This window comes from Pseudomonas sp. GL_103 (genome assembly GCF_057835175.1).
Genome location: NZ_CM174420.1, coordinates 6,188,028 through 6,210,677, shown reverse-complemented (window position 1 = coordinate 6,210,677; position 22,650 = coordinate 6,188,028). Strand labels below are relative to the sequence as shown.

Sequence of the window (22,650 nt, the reverse complement as noted above, 5' to 3'; positions counted from 1 at the left end):
AACACCACAGATCCAGTGTGGGAGCGGGCTTGCTCGCGAAGGCGTCCTTCCAGCCTTCCTAGATCCCCGGCCGACTCAACCACTCACACGCCGCCTCGACAGCCATCCGGCCAAAATCCTCCCCCGTGCGACTGCGCACACTGACGAACCCCCCAGCCTGTTCCTTTTCGCCAACCACGACCAGGTACGGCACGCTCTGGCTGTGCTGGCGAATCTTGTAGCGGACCTTTTCGTTTCGCAGGTCGGCTTTGGCACGCACGCCTTTTTGGCGCAAGGATTCGGTCACCGCTTGTGCATAAGTCGCCTGGCGGTCATCCATGCTCACGACGACCACGTGGGGTGGAACGCGCCAGTGTTGCAGTTCCTGATGGCTGGACCAGCAGGTTCCGTAGATCCGTTGCTGTAACGTGCCGCTGATGTGATCGAGGGCAAACGCCTGCAAGACTTTAGTGGTGGGGACGTGCGGTCCATGGCTCTGGTACTCGGTGTCCCCCAGGCGGTACAGCGACACTGCTTCGCGCGCCGGCCGTCGACGGATCGAGTGATTGGTCGCTGCCAGTGACTGCATGCGCGCTTCGATGAGGGGCAGGTCTGCCGGGGTCAGCGGTTGCTCGACTGTAAACTCGTAAAAGAAACCGTCGCCCAATTCCTTTCCCGCACGCATTTGTGCATGAGGGTGGAGTTGCTTGACCGCCATGGCCAGCATCAATGCACAGGAGCGGCGCAGGATCTCCAGGCCGTCCGGCTCCCGGGGGGTGACAATACTGACCCGGGCATCCGCCTCGATCATGTATTCGCAGTCCACCAGTACACCATTGACCCTTCCCGCTACGGCCGCGATGGCCAGCTCGGGGCCGATACTGGCGGCCACCTCATGCACGGACAGTGGCTGGTCGTATTCACGCAATGAACCATCGGGCAGGGTGATCTGGATCATGGTCGGCGTACTCACGTGCTTCTAACGAGCGTTATCGCATAAACCGTAGGGGCAAACATTAAGACGTTTGTCGTGCCAGGCAATTTGTCCTGACACGATGGCTGTTTTTGGCCACCCGCGTCAGAACTCGTTTTGCAGGGCTTTGTAGCCGCGCACCAGGTCGACGTTGGTGCGCGCCACGTCTTCGGAAAATTCCGAGGCACTGACGCTCACCGGCGGGTATTGCGAGAGGTCGGTGTTGGGGCCGATCCGCGTGGTGGAGGGTACGTAGAAGACTTCAGGCAGGTCACGACCGTCGACTACCGAGTTGTGCCGCACCACGCAACCGTCACCGACCACGCAGTTGAACAGCACGCTGTTGAAGCCGATGAACACTCGATTGCCCACGGTGCAGGGGCCATGCACGATCGAGCGGTGGGCGATGGAACTGAACTCGCCAATGGTCACCGCCGCACCGGATTTGGAATGGATCACCACGCCGTCCTGGATGTTCGAGTTGGCGCCGATGGTGATCGGCTGCATGTCACCTGAGTCATCGACCTCGTCAGCGCGGATCACCGCGTAGGGGCCGACGAACACGTTTTCGCCGATCACCACTTTGCCGCAGATGATCGCCGTCTTGTCGACGTAGGCCGACTCGGCAATCAGCGGTAAATCTCCTGAAGGGTTCTTGCGGATCATGGCTTGCTCAACGCGTTGTACAGGGTGTTGAGGTTGTACTCGAACAACCCGGTGAAGGTGCTGGCCGGACCACTCGCCGCCAGGGCATCGGAGTACAGTGTGCCGCCGATCTGCGCGCCGCTTTCATCCGCGATCTGCTTGAGCAGGCGAGCGTCCCTGATGTTTTCCATGAACACGGCCTTGACCTTGGCCTGACGAATCTGGGTGATCAGTGCGGCCACTTCGGCAGCTGAAGGTTCGCGTTCGGTGGACAGACCTTGAGGTGCCATGAACTCGATGCCGTAGGCTTGGCCGAGATAACCGAAGGCGTCATGGGACGTCACAATCTTGCGGTTGCCCGGTGGCAATGAGCCGAGCTTGGCCTTGGCTTCGGCGAGCAGGGCGTAGACCTGTTTCAGGTACACCTGGCTGTTGCGCTCATAGTCGGCGGTGTTCGCCGGGTCGGCGGCGATCAGCGCCTTGGTGATGTTGGCGATGTACAACTCGGTGTTCGCCAGGTTATGCCAGGCATGCGGGTCGGGAACGGTTTCGCCGTCTTCATCCAGGCTGCGCGGGATCACGCCGTGGCTCGCGCTGATGACAGGCGCCTGGGTCTCGGTGCTGGTCACCAAGCGATCCAGCCAGGGCTCGAAACCCAGGCCGTTCTTGATGATGAGTTTGGCCTTGAGCAGCGCTTTGGCGTCGTCCGGTGTCGGCTCGTAGGTGTGGGCATCCGCGTCCGGGCCGACCATGTTGGTGATCTGGATATGATCCTTGCCGACCTGCCGGGTCATGTCGGCAAGGATGCTGAAGCTGGTGACCACCTGAAGTTTTTCAGCGGCAGACAGCGACATCGACACCATCAAGCTGAACAGCACAAGTAAAGCGCGCATCGGGTAACACCTCATTGGGATGTGAGCAAAGGCGGGCGGCGCAGCAAGCCGTGCACTGGTCCGAACACCACGGACAACAGATACCCACCGCCGGCCACCAGTACGATTGCCGGGCCACTGGGCAGCGAGTAATAGAACGAGATCAATAAACCGAGACACACCGAGAGGCTGCCGAGAAGGGCGGCGACGACGATCAGCACCGGCAGGCGACGACTCCAGAAACGCGCCGCGGCGGCAGGCAACATCATCAGGCCGACCACCATCAACGCGCCGATCGCCTGGAAACCGATGACCAGATTCAACACCACCAGCGTCAGGAACACGCCGTGGGCCAGTGGGCCGAGTCGGCTGACGGTTTGCAGAAAAAGCGGGTCGAGGGTGTCGAGCAGCAGTGGTTTGTAGATCAATGCCATGGCAATCAGGCTCAGGCCCGAGACCCAAAGCATGCCGGTCAAGGTCGGGCCGTCGACCGCCAGCGCCGAACCAAACAGCAGGTGCAACAGGTCCAGGCGTTTGCCGGCGATGCCGAGAATCAACACGCCACTGGCCAGTGAAATCGGGTAAATCGCCGCGAGACTGGCGTCCTCTCGCAGGCCGGTGCGTCGCGTAATCCAGGCCGCGAGGCCGGCCATGCTCAGGCCGGCACCGAGGCCGCCGATGGTCAACGCCGGCAGGCTCAATCCGGCAAACCAGAAGCCCAGGGCCGCACCGGGAAGGATGCCGTGGGCGACGGCATCGCCGATCAGGCTCATGCGCCTGAGGATCAGAAACACCCCAAGGGGCGCCGTACTGCACGCCAAAAGCAAACCACCGAGCAGCGCCCGACGCATGAACACGAACTCGTGGAACGGTTGCCAAAGATGCGCGGCAGCGATCATCAGGCCACCTGCGCTTGTGGTGGTTGGCGAATCAGTTCGGTGCTCGGGCCGAATGCGCAGCCACTGCTTTTGATCAGCAACGTGTGTGGGATGTGCTCGCGGACAGCGGCGAGGTCATGGCACACGACCACCTGTGTCCGGCCTTCGAGGTGCCATTCGTGTATGTGCTTCCAGAGCAATGCCTGGCCGAGTTCATCGAGGGCCGCGTGGGGCTCATCCAGCAACAGCAAGGGTGCATCGGTCAGGCTCAATCGGGCGAGCAGGGCGCGTTGCAATTCGCCGCCGGAGAGGGCCATCAACGGTCGATCTTCCAGGCCGGTCAGGCACCAATTTTCGAGGACGGTGTTCAGTCGTTGGCTGCGGATCTCGGGTGACTGTTTGTTGCCCCAGAAACCGGCGGCGACCAATGCCTGAAGGCTGATCGGAAATTGCCTGTCCAGGTGTTGTTGCTGGGGCAGGAACGACACACCGCCCTTGAGTGGAACACTCAGTCGAACCTTTCCGGCCAACGGTTTTTGCAAGCCGGCGATGACCTTCAACAGGCTGCTTTTCCCGGAGCCGTTCGCACCGATGATGGCGGTCAGGCTGCCCTTCGACAGTTCGAAGTCCAGCGCGGGTGTGAGTGGCTGCCCCGGTGCACCCCAGCGCAAGGCGTGGCAAGCAATCATGCGAGCTCCCAGTTGAAACGGCTTTCGGCTACGGCGTCATGGGCGTGCAGGCTTTCGGCGTGGATGACACGAATGTGGAAGGCATTGATGCCTGTGGAGCGCTTGAGGGCCAGATTCAAACGGCGTGCGGCGTCCTCGCAGAACATCAGGTTCTGACCATTGGCCAGGGCGAAGGCCTGTTCGTCGGCGCGTTTTACCGCTGTTTGAACGGCGGTGCCGAGTGCGGCTTCGACGTCGTTGATGACGGCGATCAGAGGCAACTCGTCCAGAAAATCAGCCAGCCGTACGCGCAACTTTGCGCTGCTGCGTTGGCTGTGAGGTGTGGCGACGATGCCGTTCGTGGAGCCGAGCCACGCTAAAACGTCGGCGTGCTGCAGTGCCTTGTTGGCGAAGTCATCGACGAACTGCTGCTGAATCAACAGTCGAGAAAGGGCCGCGGAACACGGGCAGGTTGAGGAATAAGGCACATCGATTTTTAGTTCCACGTGGAACATTGCGTTTTTCAAACGTGCTTCGATGCTGACCGGATAGCTTTTCCAGCCAGCCAGTGGACTGATCAGCGCCGGCCTTTTCAGCAACAAATCGGCGTGAAGGGTTAAGTGAGCGCTGCTGGACAGCCCCTCATGGCTCTCAAGAAAACGCTGCAAAACCCGCCGCAATAAAGCCGGTGAAAGGTTTTCCTGCTCCAACAATTCGAGCGCCAGATAGAGCCGTGACATGTGAATGCCGCGCGCGTTGCCATCGTCGAGGCTCACGCCGGCATCGGCCTTTGCATTCAGTCGTTGGCCATCAAACAAAACGGGAAGAGCAATGCCGCACATGCCCACCCACTCCAGTGGCAGGGCTTGGCGTGAGGCCTGCGCGGCGATATCCGGCAGAGTCAGCGCATTCATGAGCAGGTCCATCGTGGGAGTAGATTTGGCATGTTATAGTATAACAATGCAATCGACGATGCCTTTTCCATGAGCGGACTTTCATCATGGGCAACCACCACATGCTCAGCCTGATTTCACGCCATCAACAGAAAAACAAAGAGGCCTAACAGCCAGCGATCCGGCTGCAAGTGAACCTGGCGCTGCTGCCGCCGGAGCTGGAAAAGCGGTTGATCGTGGTCCAGCCGACGCGCCGGTTGTAGCCAACCCAGGCCTCGCCATCGGAAGCGATGCCGGTGAAAAACGTCAGCTGACCGTAGCGGCTGTTGGTTTGTGCCCAATAGCGTTTGCCGGCCGTTTCGAAACCCCGCAGATAGATCGTGCTTCCGGCAGTATTGACGCTGTAGGCGTTGCCATCCGCATCCACGCAGGCCAGCAGGTTGGCGCTGCGGGTGCACTTGGCCAGGCTCGGGGCCTGGGCCATCGCGTCGGCAGCCACCAGCAGGGAAAGCATGATCAATGCAGGTTTAAGGGCGTTGCGCATGGGTTTTCTCACGAGGGGAGCGGCATTCAGCATCGTGTCCTTTGTCCTGCCGGGCAAGAGGGGATGGTTTATTTGCTATGTTACAGTATAACATTGTGTAAGCCCGACACAGCGACCGGGCATCCCTGTGAGGAATATGCAGATGTCCAATCGACTCCCCGTGACCGTTCTCTCCGGCTTTCTTGGCGCCGGAAAAAGTACACTTCTTAATTACATACTACGTAATCGCGATGGATTGCGAGTTGCAGTCATCGTCAATGATATGAGCGAAATCAACGTCGATGGCACCGAAGTCCAGCGTGATGTCAGCCTAAACCGAGCCGAAGAACGGTTGGTGGAGATGAGTAACGGGTGTATTTGCTGTACGTTACGTGAAGACTTGCTGGAGGAGGTGAGTCAACTCGCCAGGGAGGGTCGCTTCGACTATCTGCTGATCGAGTCCACCGGTATTTCCGAACCGCTGCCGGTGGCGGAAACCTTCACCTTCCGCGATGAAAACGGCCAGAGCCTCAACGACATCGCACGTCTCGACACCATGGTCACGGTGGTCGATGGCATGAACTTCCTGCTCGATTACCAGGCTGCCGAAAGCCTGGCTTCCCGAGGAGAAACCCTTGGAGAAGAAGACGAACGCTCGATTACCGATCTGTTGATCGAGCAGGTCGAGTTCGCCGATGTGATTTTGCTCAGCAAGATCGACTTGATCAGCAGCCACCAACGCGAAGAGCTGATCGCCATACTTGAACGGCTCAACGCCCGGGCGGAAATCATTCCGATGGCAATGGGCGAAATCCCCTTGAACAAGATTCTCAACACCGGTCGTTTTGACTTCGAAAAGGCTGCCCAGGCACCGGGATGGTTGCAGGAGCTGCGCGGCGAACACGTGCCGGAAACCGAAGAATATGGCATTGCCTCCAGCGCTTACCGGGCTCGCCGGCCGTTTCATCCGCAGCGTTTCTTCAACTTCATCGACGGTCCTTGGGACAACGGCAAGCTGCTGCGCTCCAAGGGCTTTTTCTGGCTGGCGAGCAAGCACATGGACGCTGGCAGTTGGTCTCAGGCCGGTGGTTTGATGCGCTATGGCTTTGCCGGGCGCTGGTGGCGTTTCGTACCGAAAAACCAATGGCCGCAGGACGAAGAAAGTACCACCGGGATCATGAAAAACTGGAGCGCCGACAGCGGGGACTGTCGCCAGGAACTGGTATTCATCGGCCAGAACATCGACTTCACGCAGCTCACGGCCGAGCTGGACGCATGCCTGCTGAGCGATGAGGAATTGGCGCTGGGCGTAGAGGGCTGGCGTTTGCTGCCTGATCCATTCGGCTCTTGGTATGAAGAGGCCGCCTGATCCACTACTGGCGCTTCAGGGCTTGAGCCAGGTGCCCTGGCTCTGGGCCTCGCAGTACGGCTGCAAATACGCCGCGTCGGTGGCAACGCCGTAATAGTGAATATCCTGTCGGTAGGGCATATTGGCGACTTGGGCGTTGCTGCAGATACCAAATGCGCCACCGGGGCATTGATCGACATACTGCACATCGACTTTCTGCCCCGCCAGGTTCGGTTGGCAGAAACCATCGGCGAAGAGTTTTGGCGGGATGTTGCGGTTCTGCTGGCAAACCTGGACATCAAGCCGCTCGCCCTGGCTGTGAACCACACAAGCCTGGGCCAGCGCCTCGCCTGAAACGAGTGCCAGGAACAACGACAAGCCGATCAACCGCATCCACCACCTCCTCAGAAATCATCAACCATGCTGCAGAATATCCCCACTCATGTCATTGCCGGCCCGTTGGGCGCCGGCAAGACCAGCCTGATAAAGCACCTGCTGGCCCAGCGCCCGGCTGGCGAGCGCTGGGCGGTGTTGATCAACGAGTTTGGCCAGATCGGTCTCGACGCTGCACTACTGACCCAGGACGCCGATGGTATCGCACTGGGGGAAGTGGCCGGGGGCTGCTTGTGTTGCGTCAACGGTGCACCGTTTCAGATTGGTCTTGGGCGTTTGTTGCGCAAGGCACAACCGGATCGGCTGTTCATCGAGCCCTCCGGGTTGGGGCATCCGGCGCAGTTGCTCAGGCAATTGAGCGAAGCGCCGTGGCAAGGCGTGTTGGCTGTCCAGCCTTGTGTGCTGGTGTTGGATGCCCAGGCGCTCGCCGCTGGCAAACCGCTGCCGGATGTTCAACAGCAAGCGCTGGGCCATGCGGGATTGCTGCTGTTGAACAAGTCTGAAGGTGTCGAAGAAGACAGTCGCCAGCGTATCGCCGGGCAATTACCGCCGCTCCCCCTGTGCTGGACGCAACAAGCGGCTTTACCCTTGAGCGAGTTGCCGGGGCTGAATGCCAAAGCGCGGGCAGGTGTGGATAACTTCGTCTTGCCCAAGGGACTGGCACAGCTGCCGGCGGTCTGGAGCGATCCCGCGTTGCCCATTTGCTTGAGTCAGGAACAGGACGGAGGCTGGAGCATCGGATGGCGTTGGCACCCAAGCCAGGTGTTTGATGCCGCTCTGGTTGGCCGGTGGCTTGAAAGCCTTGGCTGGAAACGGGCGAAGCTGGTTATCCACAGTGCCAACGGGTGGATCTCGGCGAATGCGGTGGATAACTCGGCGCTGGACTGGCAGCCCAGTGAATGGCGGCAGGATTCGCGTATCGAGCTGATTTTCAGTGAGCCGCAGAATGCAGAACGGTTGCAGCGTGAGCTGGCAGCGTGCCGACCCGGATCGGGTTAACGGCTCAAGGCCGCCACTTGGTATGGTCCTGACGCCACTGGCTCAGCTCGATCACTTCCGCGCGAGGTTTCGCCACGTCGACCACCGGTTCGGTTTCGTCGAACGGGACCGGGTAGGGCGCCAGCTCAATCTGTGCGCTGTGAGCGCCGAACTGGGTAATGGTGCCGTTGTGGCGGGTTTCGCCCGTCACGGTGAATTCGAAGTTATACACACGGGCCAGGCGTCGCCGACCACTGGCATCCTTGATGAACGCGATTCTTTTCAAGGCCACGTTGCCGTCGAGCAATTCGATCCCGAGCTTGCCGCAATGCTGCTTGACCCGCTCCAGCGCGCGCTCGCGCAAGCCGTGGTTGTGCCATAGCCATGCGCCGGCAGTGGCGAACAGCATCAGCACGAATATATTTCCGAGGGTCAGCATCAACAGGGTGCTCCAACAAGATAGTGTCAGCTTAACTGCGTCGCTGGTCTGTCGTACAGGCTGCGTTTAGTCGCATACTGCGCGGCTAGAATTTCAATCGTTTTACGGAAATCCACCGCATGAAACGTACACCGCATTTGCTCGCTATCCAGTCCCACGTGGTATTCGGTCACGCCGGCAACAGTGCCGCGGTTTTCCCGATGCAACGGGTCGGGGTGAATGTCTGGCCGCTCAACACCGTGCAGTTCTCCAATCACACCCAGTACGGTCAGTGGGCCGGTGAAGTGCTGGCACCGCACCAGATACCTGACCTGGTCGAAGGCATTGCGGCGATTGGCGAGCTGGGCAACTGCGATGCGGTGCTCTCCGGTTACCTCGGCAGTGCGGCCCAGGGCCGGGCAATTCTGACGGGGGTGGCGCGGATCAAGTCGATGAATCCCAAGGCGCTGTACCTGTGTGACCCGGTCATGGGGCATCCGGAGAAGGGCTGCAGTGTTCCGGCGGAGGTCAGTGATTTCCTGTTGGAAGAGGCCGCCGCCGTGGCGGACTTCATGTGCCCGAACCAGTTGGAGCTGGACAGCTTCTCCGGGCGCAAGCCGCAATCGCTGTTCGATTGCCTGGCAATGGCGCGTGCATTGCTGGTGCACGGTCCGAAAGCGGTGCTGGTCAAGCATCTGGACTACCCAGGAAAATCGGCAGAGGCCTTCGAGATGTTGCTGGTGACGGCCGAAGGCAGCTGGCATTTGCAGCGCCCGTTGCTGGCGTTCCCGCGTCAGCCGGTGGGCGTGGGCGATCTGACGTCCGGTCTGTTCCTGGCGCGTGTGCTGTTGGGCGACAGCCTGGTGGCCGCTTTCGAGTTCACGGCGTCGGCGGTGCATGAAGTGCTGCTGGAAACCCAGGCGTGCGCCAGCTACGAGTTGGAACTGGTTCGGGCTCAGGACCGGATTGCGCATCCGCGGGTGCGGTTCGAGGCGACTTCGATCAGCTTTTAATCAGATTTGGGCAGAAAGATCGCAGCCTGCGGCAGCTCCTACAAGGGAATGTGACCTGGTTGTAGGAGCTGCCGCAGGCTGCGATCTTTAGCTTTAAGCGTCGCCCTTGATTTCCTGATAGCGCTTTTCCAGTTCCTGGCGAATCTGCCGGCGCTGTTGGGCCTGCATATAGCGGCGCTTGTCTTCGCTGTTCTGCGGTTGCAACGGTGGTACCGATGCGGGTTTGCGCTGGTCATCCACCGCGACCATGGTGAAGAAGCAACTGTTGGTGTGACGCACCGAGCGTTCGCGGATGTTCTCGGTCACCACTTTGATGCCCACCTCCATGGAGGTGTTGCCGGTGTAGTTGACCGAGGCGAGAAAGGTCACCAGTTCGCCGACATGGATCGGCTCACGGAAAATGACCTGATCCACCGACAGGGTCACCACATAGCGGCCGGCATAACGGCTGGCGCAGGCGTAGGCCACTTCGTCGAGGTATTTGAGCAGGGTGCCGCCGTGGACATTGCCAGAGAAGTTGGCCATGTCGGGGGTCATCAATACCGTCATCGACAGCTGGGCGTTTCCGGGTTCCATAGCATTCTCACGGGTCAAGGCCAGGTTTGAGGGATGCACCTCTGCGGGTGCCTCGGCGGTTTTTTCAAACCAACAGTTATCGGGACGCCGGGCGTAGGGTCGCCGTCACGCCGGATCGATCTGTTTCCATATATTGCACCGCCTTTCTGCCAGAAGTCGCGGTGTTACCCTGCAAAAAGCCCTGCCTCAAGGGCATTTCCTACGTGCAATTCCGATTTTTGTTCTGCTCGATAAGACTTTTCCTGCGTCCGGGGATCGAGCAATGCCATCCAGGGAGTCTCACGCCATGCATGCCATCAGTTTCATTCAGGATCTGGCAGTGATCATGTTGATCGCAGGTGTGGTCACCGTGGTTTTCCACCGCCTGAAACAACCGGTGGTGCTGGGATACATCGTCGCCGGATTCATCATTGGCCCGCACACTCCACCATTCGGCCTGATTCACGACGAAGAGACCATCAAGACCCTGGCCGAGCTCGGTGTGATATTCCTGATGTTCTGCCTGGGCCTGGAGTTCAGCCTGCGCAAGTTGTTCAAGGTCGGTGCCACGGCATTCATCGCGGCATTCCTGGAAATCGTGCTGATGATCTGGATCGGCTACGAGATTGGTCGCTGGTTCGACTGGAACACCATGGACTCACTGTTCCTCGGCGCGATCCTCGCGATTTCCTCGACCACCATCATCGTCAAGGCGCTCAATGATCTGAAGCTGAAGAACGAGCGATTTGCCCAGTTGATATTCGGAGTGCTGATCGTCGAAGACATTCTGGGCATCGGCATCATCGCGTTGCTGTCCAGCATCGCTGTCAGCGGTACGGTCAGCTCCGGCGAGGTGTTTTCCACAGTCGGCAAACTGTCGCTGTTCATGATCGTCGCCTTGGTCATCGGCATCCTGATGGTGCCGCGGCTGCTGGCCTACGTCGCCAGATTCGAAAGCAACGAAATGCTGTTGATCACGGTGCTGGGCCTGTGTTTTGGCTTCTGCCTGCTGGTGGTCAAGCTTGAATACAGCATGGTCCTCGGGGCATTCCTGATTGGCGCGATCATGGCCGAGTCGCGGCAATTACTGAAGATCGAGCGATTGATCGAACCGGTTCGCGACCTGTTCAGCGCCATTTTCTTTGTGGCGATCGGGCTGATGCTCGACCCGAAGATCCTGCTGCAATACGCATGGCCGATTGCGGTGATCACGGTAGCCGTGGTGCTCGGCAAGATGTTGTCCTGCGGCCTTGGTGCATTTATCGCCGGCAATGACGGACGTACCTCGTTGCGCGTCGGGATGGGTCTTTCACAGATTGGAGAATTCTCTTTCATCATCGCGGCACTGGGTATGACGTTGCAGGTCACCAGTAACTTTTTATACCCCGTGGCTGTGGCGGTTTCGGTGATCACGACCCTGCTTACGCCTTATCTGATCCGTGCGGCCGATCCATTGTCGATCAAGCTCGCCAGCGCCATGCCAGAACGTCTGGGACGGGTGCTGGGGATGTATGGCGAATGGCTGCGCAGCATCCAGCTGCAGGGTGAGGGCGCGTTACTGGCATCCATGATTCGCAGGATCTTGCTGCAGGTGGGAGTCAATCTGGCGCTGGTGATCGCGATCTTCTTTTCGGGCGCGTACTTCGCCGAGCGCATGTCGGCTTACCTGCAAGGCTGGATCAGCGACCCGAGCTGGCAGAAGGCATTGATCTGGGGTGGGGCGCTGTTGTTGTCGCTGCCTTTTTTGATTGCGGCGTACCGCAAGCTAAAGGCACTGTCGATGTTGCTGGCGGAAATGGGCGTGAAGCCGGAGATGGCCGGGCGCCACACGCAGCGAGTGCGCCGGGTGATCGCCGAAGTGATCCCGATCCTGTCGCTGCTGGTGATCTTTTTGCTGTTGGCAGCCTTGTCGGCCAGTATTCTGCCGACCAACAAGTTGCTGGTGCTGATCGCCGTGGTCGCGGCCGCCGTGGCGGCGCTGTTGTGGCGCTGGTTCATTCGTGTGCATACGCGGATGCAGGTGGCGTTGCTGGAAACCCTCGACAATCACAAGGAGTCGTCCGGGCATTGACCACCCAGCGGCGTTGACTGGGTCAGCTTTCCAGCCAGACGTCCCGTGCCCAGTGCCAAACCGACTCCCAGGTTTCCTCGGCGATCAGCTCTTCTTCGGCTTGCCAAAGCACCACGGTGCCGTCTTCTTCGACGCAATAGTAGTCATCACCGTCCTGGCAGATCGGGATCAGGCTGCGATCGACGCCGGCGTCCCAGGCGTTGGCAGCAACGTCGGGCAGGTAGGTGTGGGATTGCGGGTCGGTCACGGTGACCGGTTCCAGGCTGCCGTAGACCACATCGCTGACGGTCAGCAGAAACTCTCTGAAGACGAACGGAATATCGATGAACAGTTGTTCTTCGATTTCGACCAGCAGGTCTTCGTCGGGCAATTCCAAGGGGACCGGTACCGGTTCGTTGGCTTCACGCAGTTGTTCGATGATTTCTTCCACGTCCGGGATCCTCTTGCTTGTATGGCGCGGTTTATATGGGGCGGTTTATACAGTAGCTTGCTATAGATGCAACCGCGAAATAGAAAACCCCGGCCTGAGCCGGGGTTTTGTTTGCAGCAAGTGAAGCGCCGGGGAGGATCAGCCGTTCTGGCGGATACCGGCCACCAGCCAAGGCTGGTTTTCGCCCTGCGCACGTTCCATGTTCCAGCTTTCGCTGAAGACTTCGCCCTGGTCGAAACGCGAGGTTTTCGATACACCGGTGAAAGTCAGGGTGGCGATGGTCTTGTCGGCACGATCGTCCACACCGTCCAGCTGTACATTGAGGTTATCAATGTAGGTGGACTGGAAGCCGTCGCCCAGGTCAGCACGCTCACGCTTGAGGAACTCCAGCATTTGCGGGGTCACGAACTCGGCGATCTTGTCCATTTCGTTGGCGTCCCAGTGCTGTTGCAGGGACTGGAAGTGATTGCGTGCCGCTTCGACGAAGTTTCCTTCGTTGAACCAGGCTGGCGCGTTGATCACCGGGCGAGCGGCAACAGGCGCTGGCGAACCACCGAAGATCGAACCGCCGGCAGGCTTTTGTTCGAACGCTTCACGTTGCATCGGCGCGTGGCCAGCCGGAGCGTAGTGCTCCTGCTGCTTGCGACGACGGGCGGCGATAAAGCGGAAGACCAGGAACGCAATGACGGCCATGATCAGGATGTCGAAGATCTGCATGCCCTGGAAGCCGTCACCCATGAACATGGAGGCCAGCAGGCCACCGGCCGCGATACCGGCCAGAGGGCCGAGCCAGCGCGAAGCGCCACCGGCCTTGGCAGCAGCGCCAGCGGCACCGGCAGCACCAGCGGTCGCCGCAGCGCCGCCCATGCCTGGAGAAGAAGGAGCCATCTGGCTGGTCTGGTGAGTCGGCGCAGCGCCTGCGCTTTTGCCACCACCGAAGCGCTTGGCGGCATTGACGTCGAGACTCATCGTCAGGCCGATGCACAACGCCATGGCGATGCTAAGAAAACGTTTCATAAAGGGAATTCCCATTTGTGGAAGGCACGCGCGCCATGTTGCACAGGTGAAGTGTTACTGGCTAGCGGCAGAGTGTTTCGGGCTTTTGCCTGACAGGTCGTGTTCAGCTCCAGTCAGTGCAAGAAGGCCTTTTGACTTTGATCTGTCAGATGAGTGGACAGGGTTTGTAGGACGGTCGCCTAGCGTCGCAGAGCCAGCATGACCACCCCGGCCGTGATCAGACCGATTCCACCCCATTGGCGAAGATCGAGTTTTTCACCCAGCAGGACAACGCCAAGAACAGCCACCAGCACCACGCTGAGTTTGTCCACTGGGGCAACCAGTGACGCCGGACCGACCTTGAGTGCGCGGAAATAGCAGATCCACGATGCACCGGTGGCAAGGCCCGACAACAGCAGGAACAGGTAGCTCTTCGCAGAGATCGATCCCAATGACTGATATTGGCCCGTGGCGTACAAAATCAAGGCCAGGCTGACCAATACCACTATCGTACGTAGCAGGGTGGCGAAGTCGGAGTTGACGTTTTCGATGCCGACTTTCGCGAAAATGGCGGTCATTGCCGCGAATGCCGCCGATAACAGGGCCCAGAATGTCCAGGAGGAAAAAAAGCCCGAGCCCATGTGTTTGCGCCTCCAAGATCAGTTAAGGCCAGCACAGAAAAGCTAGATTGCTTCCAGCTTGGCATACCCCAACATCAGCCACTTGCTGCCTTCGCTGAAGTTCACCTGCACCCGGGCCTGAGCCCCGGCGCCCTCGAAGTTGAGGATCACGCCATCGCCAAACACCGAATGGCGTACGGTCTGGCCGAGGCTGAAGCCGGTCTGCGGAATCTCGCTGCCGCTGAACAGGTTGCTGCCACTCATCGACTGGTTGCCACCGAACGGACGGCTGACACTGTTGGACAGCCGCACCTCCTGAATCAGGCCTTTCGGAACTTCGCGTACGAAGCGCGACACCTTGTTGTAGGTCTCGCTGCCATAAAGGCGTCGGGTTTCAGCATAGGTCATCACCAGGTTCTGCATGGCCCGGGTGATGCCTACGTAGGCCAGACGACGCTCTTCCTCAAGGCGGCCGGGTTCTTCCAGGCTCATCTTGTGCGGGAACAGGCCTTCTTCCATGCCCACCAGGAACACGTAAGGGAATTCCAGGCCCTTGGCGCTGTGTAGGGTCATCAACTGGATGCTGTCTTCGTGCTCGTCGGCCTGGGTATCGCCGGCCTCCAGCGACGCGTGGCCGAGGAACGCTGCCAATGGCGTCAGGTCTTCGTCTTCTTCGCTGTTTTCGAAGTTGCGTGCAGCGCTGACCAGTTCTTCAAGGTTTTCTACCCGGGCCTGGCCTTTCTCTCCTTTTTCCGCTTCGTGATAGGCGATCAGCCCCGACTGCTCGATGACGGTCTGGGTCATCAGGTGCAGTGGCATTTCCATGCACTTGGCGGCGAGGTTCTCGATCAGCTCGATAAACGCGCCCAGGGCGCCGGCCGCGCGACCGGTCAGGCCTTTGTTGGCCACCAGTTGGCGCATCGCTTCCCACATCGACACATCGCTGTGGCGCGCATGGTCGCGGATCGCTTCGACGGTTTTCTCGCCGATGCCACGGGCTGGCACGTTGATCACCCGTTCCAGCGCGGCATCGTTACCGCGGCCTTCGAGCAAGCGCATGTAGGCCATGGCGTTCTTGATTTCGGCGCGTTCGAAGAAGCGCTGACCGCCATAGATGCGGTAGGGAATGCGCTCGCGCAGCAAGGCTTCTTCCAGAACCCGCGATTGGGCGTTGGAACGGTACAGAATCGCGATATCGCTGCGAGACAAGCCGGTTTTCAGCGCACTTTCGATGGTTTCGACAACGTAGCGTGCTTCGTCGTGCTCGTTGAAGGCGGCGTACAGATTGATCGCTTCGCCGTCGCCGCCGTCTGTCCAAAGCTCTTTGCCCAGGCGCCCGGTGTTGTTGGCGATCAAGGCGTTGGCAGCCTTCAGGATGCCGGCGGTGGAGCGATAGTTTTGCTCCAGGCGAATTGTTTCGGCGTCCGGGAAGTCTTCGGAATACTGGTAGATGTTCTCGATTTTTGCGCCGCGCCAGCCGTAGATCGACTGGTCATCGTCGCCTACGACCATCAGGCTGTCGCCACCCTTGGCCAGCAGACGCAACCAGGCGTATTGCACGGCGTTGGTGTCCTGGAACTCGTCCACCAGGATGTGCCGGAAGCGCTTTTGATAGTGAGCAAGCAGGCCAGGGTGATCGCGCCACAGATCGAGGGCGCGCAGCAGCAATTCGGAGAAGTCGATGACGCCCGCACGCAGGCAGGCGGCCTCGTAGGCTTCATAGATGCCGCGCATGGTCGCCAGGAACAGGTCGCCGCTGGCCTGGATGTGTTGCGGGCGCAGGCCTTCGTCTTTCTGGCCGTTGATGAACCATTGGGCCTGACGGGCCGGCCAGCGCTGTTCGTCCAGGCCGAGCTCGCGGATCACCCGCTTGACCAGCCGCTGCTGATCATCGCTGTCGAGAATCTGGAAGGTCTGGCTTAAGCCCGCTTCCTGCCAGTGTGCCCGCAATAAGCGGTGCGCCAGGCCGTGGAAGGTGCCGACCCACATGCCGGCCGGGTTGATACCCATCAGCTGCTCGATGCGCTGGCGCATCTCGGCAGCGGCCTTGTTGGTGAAAGTCACCGACAGGATGGAGTGGGGCGATGCGTTTTCGACCTGGATCAACCAGGCGATACGGTGCACCAGCACTCGGGTTTTACCGGAACCAGCACCGGCCAGGACCAACTGACGACCCACGGAGGCTGCTACAGCCTGGCGTTGGGCATCGTTGAGGGAGTTCAGCAGAAGGGAGAGATCATCGCGCATCGGGGCATTCTAGGGGGCGGCGTCACACCGGGCAAACCCCGCTTCGCTTTAACCGATGAAAGTTATGCGAAGGACGACCGGTCAGTCATCGGCTGCAGGCGTTGGCGGGGCGTGCCTTCAGCATTTTCAGTGGCATCGGCAGCCGAAAAATTTGGCGATTCATTGATCCGCAGCAGTTTGGTCCGGGCAATTGCTTGTGTATGCTCCGAGCAGTTTCGGGCACATGCTCATCATTATAAGAACAAGAACGTCGCCTATGACCCTCAGCTTCGACCTGTCGGGCCCCACTGTGGAACCCCGGGTGATCCGTAAACAGTACGCCATGGAAATGGCGGTCGAACGCACGCGCCTGTTGTATCAGGGCTCGCTACTGCCCACGTTGTTCATGCTGATCAATGGCCTGGTTTGTGCCGGTTTGCTCTGGAGCCCGCAGCGCTATTTCCTGGTCAGTGTCTGGCTGGTGTGGTTGTTGTCTTTGGTGGCATTGCGGGTGATTCAGGTCGCAGCCTTCGATTCGGCCATTCCCAACCGTCAGGCCCATCCCATTTGGCGACGGATGTTTTTGCTGGGCTCCGGCCTCACCGGTCTGACCCTGGCCGGTGCCGGCATCGCCCTGGTTCCCGCCGACAACTTCATTCAGCAAGCCTGGGTCTTCGGCCTCATCGGTGCTGCGGCGCTCTCGGCCAGCGTGGCTTATGCGGTCAGTTTGCCGGCCTTTCTGTCATTCACCTTGCCCTGCCTGCTGCCGGCCATCGCCTATATGTTTTGGGGGGCTGACGAACAGCAGCAAGGCTGGGGCTGGTTCGGGCTGATCCTGCTCGGTGCGTTGAGCGTGGTCGCCTGGCAAGTCAACCGATTGATCGATCGGGGCTTGATGCGGCGCTTTCAGAACCAGGCACTGATCGAGCATCTACAACAGGCGCAACACTGCAGTGATCAGCTCAATCAGAAGCTGGCCACGCAGATAGAGCAGCGCCGACGTGCCGAGGACGAGTTGCGAGAGATCCAGGTGGACCTGGAAAACCGAGTCGCTCAGCGCAGCCTGGAACTGGATGCCGCTAACCAGGCACTGAGCAAGAGTGAGGCGCGTCTGGCGCTGGCATTGAAGGCCAGCGAGTTGGGGTTGTGGGACTGGAATCTGCAAACCGACGAAGTCCATCACACACAGATTCAGGAATTGTTCGGCCTGGAGCCGGAGCAGGTGACGGCAATACTGCGTCACCTCAAGCCGCGCCTTCACCCGGAGGATCTTCCTGCGCTGAAAAGGGCGCTGGTCGAGCATTTGAAGGGCCGCACCGAGGACTATCAAATCGAGTATCGCGTGCGGCATGGCGACGGCCACTGGGTCTGGATCGAAGACCGCGGGCGGGCGGTCGAGCGCGCCAAGAACGGTCGGGTGATTCGCATGGTCGGCACTCGCCGCGACATCAGCGCCAGCAAAGGCCTGGAAGAGCAGCAACAACTGGCGGCGACCGTGTTCGAGGCGGCCAGCGAAGGGATCGTAATTTTCGATCCGAACTACGTCCTGATCGCGATCAATCAAGCCTTCAGTCGGGTGACCGGCTATGACATCGAGGACATGATCGGGCGCAATGTCATTGAGCTGCCATGTAGTCGCGATGCGCGTCGGCATTACGCCGCAATACATCAGGCGCTGGAGCAGCAAGGCAGCTGGCAGGGCGAATTGGTAGAGACCCGCAAGAACGGCGAGATGTATCCGCAATGGCTGCAATTGAATACCGTGCGCGATACCCGGGGAAATGTAAGCCATATTGTGGGCTTTTTCGCCGATCTCTCGGCTCGCCGAGAATCCGAAGAGCGCATGCGCTATCTGACCCATTACGACGAGCTTACCGGTCTGGCCAACCGTGCGATGTTTCGCGAACGACTCAGCGAGGCTCATCAACGAGTGCGACAGGGCGGTTATCGCAGCCTGGCGTTGCTGCACATCAATCTCGATCGGTTCAAGCAACTCAACGACAGCCTGGGGCATGAAGTCGCCGACCAGTTGTTGCAGAAAATGGCCCGACGACTGGTGAATGCATTACCTGAAGCAGACACCATCGCGCGCCTTTCCGGTGATGAGTTTGCCGTGCTGTTCAATTCCTATGGCAACCTTTCGAGCCTGGCCCGGGTGGCGACTCGTCTGGCGAACAAGTTGCGCCTGCCGGTGACCATTGACGGGCATGAGTTGGTGGTCAGCGCGTCGATGGGCATCAGCCTGTTGCCGGACAGCGCGCGGGAAATATCGGCATTGGTCAGTCAGTCGAACATGGCGATGCAGCACGCCAAACACCTGGGTGGCGATAATTTCCAGTTTTACACCGACAGCTTGCAAGCCAGCACGCTGGAGCGTTTACAGCTGGAAAACCACCTGCGCAAAGCCATCGAAGACAAGCAACTGAAGGTGTTTTACCAACCGAAACTTTGCCTGGCCACTGGCAGGTTGAATGCCGCCGAAGCCTTGGTGCGTTGGGATCATCCGACCATGGGCCGGGTGCCTCCGGGGGATTTCATCGGCCTGGCTGAAGAGACCGGATTGATCGGTCCGATCGGTGAATTCGTGCTGCGTCAGGCCTGCTGGCAAGCCTGTGAGTGGCAACGGCAGGGGCTGGAAGCGATTCGGGTGTCGGTCAATCTGTCGGTGCATCAATTGCGCCAGGGCAAGCTGGTCAGTCTGGTGCGTCAGGTGCTGGAGGAAACCGGGCTGGCACCGCAACTGCTGGAACTGGAACTCACCGAAAGCCAGTTGCTGGACAGCGTCGAGCACATCATTGCAACCTTCCAGCAGTTGCGTGATCTCGGGGTGAAACTGGCCATCGATGATTTCGGCACTGGCTACTCGTCCCTGAGCTATCTCAAGCGCATCCCCGTGGATTACGTGAAGATCGATCAGGCGTTTATCCGTGGCTTGAGTGAGGGCAGCGAAGACGCGGCGATTACCCGGGCAATCATTGCCATGGCTCACGGCCTGAAGCTGAAGGTCGTGGCGGAAGGAGTGGAGCGGGAAGAGCAGCTTGAGTTCCTGAAAGCCGAGCGCTGCGATGAAGTGCAGGGCTATTTGATCAGCCGCCCGGTCGAGGCCGAGACGCTGGCCGGTTTGCTGCACGCGCAAGCCGCAAGCTGACGGGGAGGCGTCCTGCCTGAAGTGTCGGGTGGGACGCCTGGGATGCCGGAAGCTATTTATGTTTTTAGTCGGTAATCAATACTTCATCAATATGGTGCAACAACTTGCCTTGATAGAAGATGCTGACGCCGGTGACGTTGGAGTTGCCCATCGCTTTATATTCGACAAACTTGTCGGTTTCGACCTGTAGTGAAACTTCATTGGAATCTTCCAGCTTTAGCTCCAGGCGCAGATCAAAGGACTTGTCTTGCAGTGCCGTCCTTTCCAACACTGGGGTGATGCCAGTGTGGGCGACGGTTACGGTGCCAAGGGCGCGGAACGAAGCGGCGCCTGGCATGCGATCAATTTGTGCGGTCCAGTCTTTTGTTTTAATGCTCATAATATGTAGATCCTTTAATTGATTTTTTGCTTCCTGCGGTATTAATATATTCAGGTTAAGTTGTTTTTGGTGGATGTAATTTTGGTGGTTTTGTAAAGTCGTGTGTTCTGTTGCTGATCAGTCACAATGCATTGCATGTAACTTCAATTTAATAATCTAAGGTGTTTTTGTTCTTTGAATCCGTGCACCCGACGGCGCCCCTGGGCAGGCGCCCTGAGTGCTACATGAAGCGCGGGCACCTGAAATCGAGGGATTCGGTAACGCATTGAGCAGGCAAAAAGCCAATTCATGTAGTATAACTACAAGCGTGCTACATCCCCGGCAGCTGCCAATAACAAAGAGTCCAGCCCCTTGAATCTGCTGCAACACATCGCCCAGTCTCGCCACCTGTTACGCAAGTCGGAGCTCAAGGTCGCCGACCACGTGCTGCTTGATCCTGCGGCCGTGATGCACAGCTCCATGGCCGACCTGGCCCACAGCGTGGGCATCAGCGAACCGACCATCGTGCGTTTTTGCCGTGCCATCGGTTGTTCCGGTTTTCAGGACCTGAAGCTGAAGCTGGCCCAGAGCCTGGCGGCAGGTGCGAGTTTCGGCCAGTTTGCGATCCATGAGGATGATTCGGTCGCCGACTACAGCCTGAAAATCTTCGACACCACCCTGCATACGTTGATGGAGGTCCGCGAGAAGCTTGATCCGCTGGAATTGCAGCGGGCGGTGACGCTGATGTCCCAAGCCCAGCGTGTCGAGTTCTACGGCTTCGGCGCCTCGGGTGCGGTCGCGGCGGACGCCCAGCACAAGTTCTTCCGCTTGCTGCTCACCGCGGCGGCGTATTCCGACCCGCACATGCAGGCGATGTCGGCCGTGACGCTCAAGCCAACCGACGTGGCGATCTGCATTTCCCAGTCCGGGCGTTCCAAGGACCTGCTGATCACCGCCAACCTGGTGCGTGAAAGCGGTGCGTCGTTGATCACCCTGTGCCCGAGCCAGACGCCATTGGCCGAGCTGTCTACGGTCAATCTGGCGATCGATGTGCATGAAGACACTGAAATCTATACGCCGCTGACTTCGCGTATCGCCCACCTGGTGGTGATCGACGTGCTGGCGATGGGCGTGGCCATGGCGCGTGGCCCGAGCCTGGTCAACCACCTCAAGAGCGTCAAGCGCAGCCTGCGCAGCTTGCGGTTGTCGCCCAAGTCGGTGAAAGCGCTGGACGATTGATTTCAAGGCTGGCACCGACCCTGTGGCGAGGGAGCTTGCTCCCGCTCGGCTGCGTAGCAGTCGCAAAATCTTAGGGCCGCCTCGCGCCCCAGCGGGAGCAAGCTCCCTCGCCACAGCGCCCAACCAACATTCATCAGTCTGTAACGCCCGAGCCGCCAAACCGTCATCCCTCGCGCCTATCTTGAAACTCCCGTACTCGCCTTGGGAGACTCGAAATGGCCATGCCCTACGAAGAACGCAACAGCGCTGTCAAAACCCGTCGTCAGCAAGAAGATCAGCGCCGCATGGAATTCCGCCGCGCCATCGAAGATCGCTGCGAACGCCGTCAGCTTCTGGCCGAAATTGGCGATTTTCCGGAGTTGGAACTCAACTTCTGGCAGGCATCTCCCTCGGCGTCCCGTCGAAACGCTCAACCAGCGCGCTGATCTGAATCCGTTCGCTACGGATAAACGCCAGGAAGGCGTGAGCCACCGGTGACAGGCGTTTCGCCTTGGCCTGCACCAGGCACCAACTGCGAAACAGTGGCAGCTCTTCGACCGGTAGCTCGATCAGTCCACCGGTTGCCAGCTCAAGGCTCAGGGCGTGGCGCGTCAACAGCGCAACGCCCAGGCCTGCCAGTACACATTCACGCTGAGCTTCTGCAGACGAGACCTCCTGGGTCTGGTTGAAGTGCACGCGCTTCTCTTTGAAGTATTCTTCGCACGCCAGCCGCGTCCCGGAGCCTGGCTCACGCAGCAGCAGTGTGTAGGGCTCGAGATCCTGCAAGCGCAGCGGACCCATATGACACAGCGGGTGATCCGGTGGCGCCACGGCGACGATCGGGTTGTTCAGGAACGGCAGGAATTCCAGGCCCATGTCCTGAGGCACCATGGACATGATCACCAGGTCGTCGCGGTTGTCCGACAGACGTCGAATGACCTGACCGCGATTGACCACCGTCAGTTGCAGGTTCACTTCCGGGTGCTGGCGTTTGAACGCGGCAAACAGATGCGGCACGAAGTATTTGGCGCTGGATTCGATCGCCAGTTTCAGTTGTCCCTGCAACGAGCCCTGCATGTCCGACAGCTGCATGTCGAGGTTTTCCAGGCGCCCGAAAATATCCCGACTGGCCCGCTGTAACGCTTCAGCCGCTTCGGTCATGTAGAGTTTTTTGCCGACGTAATCGAACAAAGGCTGGCCGATCAGCTCTTCAAGTTGACGAATCTGCAGGCTGACGGCAGGTTGTGTGAGCGACATTTCCTCGGCCGCGCGGCTGTAGGAGCGCAAATCACAGACCTCGTTGAAGATCTGCAGTTGACGCAAAGTCATACGCATCAATGACTTACGCATTATCTGATCGCTCTCGTCGCAGGCTGGTGAATCAACTATAAGTCTTTACTTATGCGTGACCCAATTATTATTCATTTTTGTTAATCCCTTGTGGGCG

The 22,650-nt window shown here is 59.3% G+C and carries 23 protein-coding genes; 7 read left to right on the top strand and 16 right to left on the bottom strand.

Going from position 1 to position 22,650, the window contains the following annotated elements; all coding sequences use genetic code 11:
- Positions 1–58: 58 nt before the first annotated feature.
- The 7 genes from AC3IP0_RS28140 to AC3IP0_RS28110 all read right to left on the bottom strand — a co-directional run bounded on the left by AC3IP0_RS28140 (position 59) and on the right by AC3IP0_RS28110 (position 5,452).
- Positions 59–937 carry a His/Gly/Thr/Pro-type tRNA ligase C-terminal domain-containing protein gene (locus tag AC3IP0_RS28140; protein WP_489317737.1) on the bottom strand — a complete coding sequence of 293 codons (879 nt, stop codon included), beginning with the start codon at positions 935–937 and terminating at the stop codon, positions 59–61.
- A 120-nt stretch (positions 938–1,057) separates the two neighbouring features.
- A complete protein-coding gene (locus AC3IP0_RS28135; RefSeq protein WP_489317736.1) occupies positions 1,058–1,618 on the bottom strand; it encodes a gamma carbonic anhydrase family protein in 561 nt (186 codons plus the stop codon).
- Positions 1,615–2,490 carry a metal ABC transporter substrate-binding protein gene (locus tag AC3IP0_RS28130; RefSeq protein WP_489317735.1) on the bottom strand — a complete coding sequence of 292 codons (876 nt, stop codon included), beginning with the start codon at positions 2,488–2,490 and terminating at the stop codon, positions 1,615–1,617. Before AC3IP0_RS28130 ends, AC3IP0_RS28135 begins: the two co-directional genes overlap by 4 nt.
- Before the next feature lie 11 nt (positions 2,491–2,501).
- On the bottom strand, positions 2,502–3,368 hold the full coding sequence (locus AC3IP0_RS28125) for a metal ABC transporter permease (RefSeq protein ID WP_489326376.1): 867 nt from the start codon (positions 3,366–3,368) through the stop codon (positions 2,502–2,504).
- Positions 3,368–4,036 carry a metal ABC transporter ATP-binding protein gene (locus tag AC3IP0_RS28120; RefSeq protein ID WP_489317733.1) on the bottom strand — a complete coding sequence of 223 codons (669 nt, stop codon included), beginning with the start codon at positions 4,034–4,036 and terminating at the stop codon, positions 3,368–3,370. The genes AC3IP0_RS28125 and AC3IP0_RS28120 overlap by 1 nt, the downstream gene beginning before the upstream one ends.
- Positions 4,033–4,929 carry a GTP cyclohydrolase FolE2 gene (gene folE2 / locus AC3IP0_RS28115; RefSeq protein WP_489326374.1) on the bottom strand — a complete coding sequence of 299 codons (897 nt, stop codon included), beginning with the start codon at positions 4,927–4,929 and terminating at the stop codon, positions 4,033–4,035. The genes AC3IP0_RS28120 and folE2 overlap by 4 nt, the downstream gene beginning before the upstream one ends.
- Before the next feature lie 145 nt (positions 4,930–5,074).
- Positions 5,075–5,452 carry a glutamine synthetase gene (locus AC3IP0_RS28110; RefSeq protein WP_489317731.1) on the bottom strand — a complete coding sequence of 126 codons (378 nt, stop codon included), beginning with the start codon at positions 5,450–5,452 and terminating at the stop codon, positions 5,075–5,077.
- A gap of 142 nt (positions 5,453–5,594) precedes the next feature.
- On the opposite strand from AC3IP0_RS28110, the gene zigA reads away from it, so the two are divergent.
- Entirely contained in the window at positions 5,595–6,800 is a 1,206-nt protein-coding gene (gene zigA / locus AC3IP0_RS28105) for a zinc metallochaperone GTPase ZigA (RefSeq protein WP_489317730.1), read from the top strand.
- A gap of 15 nt (positions 6,801–6,815) precedes the next feature.
- On the opposite strand, the gene AC3IP0_RS28100 is transcribed toward zigA, so the two are convergent.
- Positions 6,816–7,172, bottom strand: coding sequence for an NADH:ubiquinone oxidoreductase (locus AC3IP0_RS28100; RefSeq protein ID WP_223443696.1), 357 nt, complete (start codon positions 7,170–7,172; stop codon positions 6,816–6,818).
- A 27-nt stretch (positions 7,173–7,199) separates the two neighbouring features.
- Here AC3IP0_RS28100 and AC3IP0_RS28095 point away from each other — a divergent pair, with 27 nt between their 5' ends.
- Positions 7,200–8,171: a CobW family GTP-binding protein gene (locus AC3IP0_RS28095; RefSeq protein ID WP_489317729.1), complete on the top strand. Its 972-nt coding sequence runs from the start codon at positions 7,200–7,202 to the stop codon at positions 8,169–8,171.
- Between the two features lie 4 nt (positions 8,172–8,175).
- Here the strand turns inward: AC3IP0_RS28095 and AC3IP0_RS28090 are convergent, their stop codons facing one another.
- Positions 8,176–8,589, bottom strand: coding sequence for a DUF3301 domain-containing protein (locus tag AC3IP0_RS28090; RefSeq protein WP_046038851.1), 414 nt, complete (start codon positions 8,587–8,589; stop codon positions 8,176–8,178).
- A 119-nt stretch (positions 8,590–8,708) separates the two neighbouring features.
- On the opposite strand from AC3IP0_RS28090, the gene pdxY reads away from it, so the two are divergent.
- Complete coding sequence (gene pdxY / locus AC3IP0_RS28085) at positions 8,709–9,581, top strand: pyridoxal kinase PdxY (RefSeq protein WP_489326373.1); 873 nt, start codon at positions 8,709–8,711, stop codon at positions 9,579–9,581.
- A 93-nt stretch (positions 9,582–9,674) separates the two neighbouring features.
- Here pdxY and AC3IP0_RS28080 read toward each other — a convergent pair whose 3' ends face one another.
- The gene (locus AC3IP0_RS28080; protein WP_007934430.1) at positions 9,675–10,157 is read right to left on the bottom strand and encodes an acyl-CoA thioesterase; all 483 of its coding nucleotides are present in this window, start codon (positions 10,155–10,157) and stop codon (positions 9,675–9,677) included.
- A gap of 286 nt (positions 10,158–10,443) precedes the next feature.
- On the opposite strand from AC3IP0_RS28080, the gene AC3IP0_RS28075 reads away from it, so the two are divergent.
- Positions 10,444–12,207 (top strand): cation:proton antiporter, encoded by a 1,764-nt coding sequence (locus tag AC3IP0_RS28075; protein ID WP_489317726.1) that lies wholly within the window; start codon positions 10,444–10,446, stop codon positions 12,205–12,207.
- A gap of 22 nt (positions 12,208–12,229) precedes the next feature.
- Here the strand turns inward: AC3IP0_RS28075 and AC3IP0_RS28070 are convergent, their stop codons facing one another.
- From AC3IP0_RS28070 to uvrD, 4 genes are all read right to left on the bottom strand, one after another.
- The gene (locus tag AC3IP0_RS28070) at positions 12,230–12,637 is read right to left on the bottom strand and encodes an SMI1/KNR4 family protein (protein ID WP_003187120.1); all 408 of its coding nucleotides are present in this window, start codon (positions 12,635–12,637) and stop codon (positions 12,230–12,232) included.
- Positions 12,638–12,775: 138 nt separating this feature from the next.
- Positions 12,776–13,654: a Tim44 domain-containing protein gene (locus AC3IP0_RS28065; RefSeq protein WP_489326372.1), complete on the bottom strand. Its 879-nt coding sequence runs from the start codon at positions 13,652–13,654 to the stop codon at positions 12,776–12,778.
- Positions 13,655–13,833: 179 nt separating this feature from the next.
- Positions 13,834–14,274 (bottom strand): EamA family transporter, encoded by a 441-nt coding sequence (locus AC3IP0_RS28060; RefSeq protein ID WP_007971691.1) that lies wholly within the window; start codon positions 14,272–14,274, stop codon positions 13,834–13,836.
- Positions 14,275–14,316: 42 nt separating this feature from the next.
- Complete coding sequence (gene uvrD, locus AC3IP0_RS28055) at positions 14,317–16,500, bottom strand: DNA helicase II (RefSeq protein WP_489317724.1); 2,184 nt, start codon at positions 16,498–16,500, stop codon at positions 14,317–14,319.
- A 256-nt stretch (positions 16,501–16,756) separates the two neighbouring features.
- Here uvrD and AC3IP0_RS28050 point away from each other — a divergent pair, with 256 nt between their 5' ends.
- A complete protein-coding gene (locus AC3IP0_RS28050) occupies positions 16,757–19,627 on the top strand; it encodes an EAL domain-containing protein (RefSeq protein ID WP_489317723.1) in 2,871 nt (956 codons plus the stop codon).
- Between the two features lie 64 nt (positions 19,628–19,691).
- On the opposite strand, the gene AC3IP0_RS28045 is transcribed toward AC3IP0_RS28050, so the two are convergent.
- Entirely contained in the window at positions 19,692–20,006 is a 315-nt protein-coding gene (locus tag AC3IP0_RS28045; protein WP_489317722.1) for a hypothetical protein, read from the bottom strand.
- Between the two features lie 351 nt (positions 20,007–20,357).
- Between AC3IP0_RS28045 and hexR the strand changes: the two genes are divergently transcribed.
- Both hexR and AC3IP0_RS28035 read left to right on the top strand, forming a co-directional pair.
- Positions 20,358–21,224, top strand: a complete 867-nt coding sequence (gene hexR / locus AC3IP0_RS28040) for a transcriptional regulator HexR (RefSeq protein WP_007954250.1) — start codon at positions 20,358–20,360, stop codon at positions 21,222–21,224.
- A gap of 215 nt (positions 21,225–21,439) precedes the next feature.
- The gene (locus AC3IP0_RS28035) at positions 21,440–21,649 is read left to right on the top strand and encodes a PA3496 family putative envelope integrity protein (RefSeq protein WP_046038865.1); all 210 of its coding nucleotides are present in this window, start codon (positions 21,440–21,442) and stop codon (positions 21,647–21,649) included.
- On the opposite strand, the gene AC3IP0_RS28030 is transcribed toward AC3IP0_RS28035, so the two are convergent.
- The gene (locus AC3IP0_RS28030; RefSeq protein ID WP_150671917.1) at positions 21,591–22,553 is read right to left on the bottom strand and encodes a LysR family transcriptional regulator; all 963 of its coding nucleotides are present in this window, start codon (positions 22,551–22,553) and stop codon (positions 21,591–21,593) included. The two genes, AC3IP0_RS28035 and AC3IP0_RS28030, sit on opposite strands and share 59 nt — an antisense overlap.
- Between the last annotated feature and the right edge of the window lie 97 nt (positions 22,554–22,650).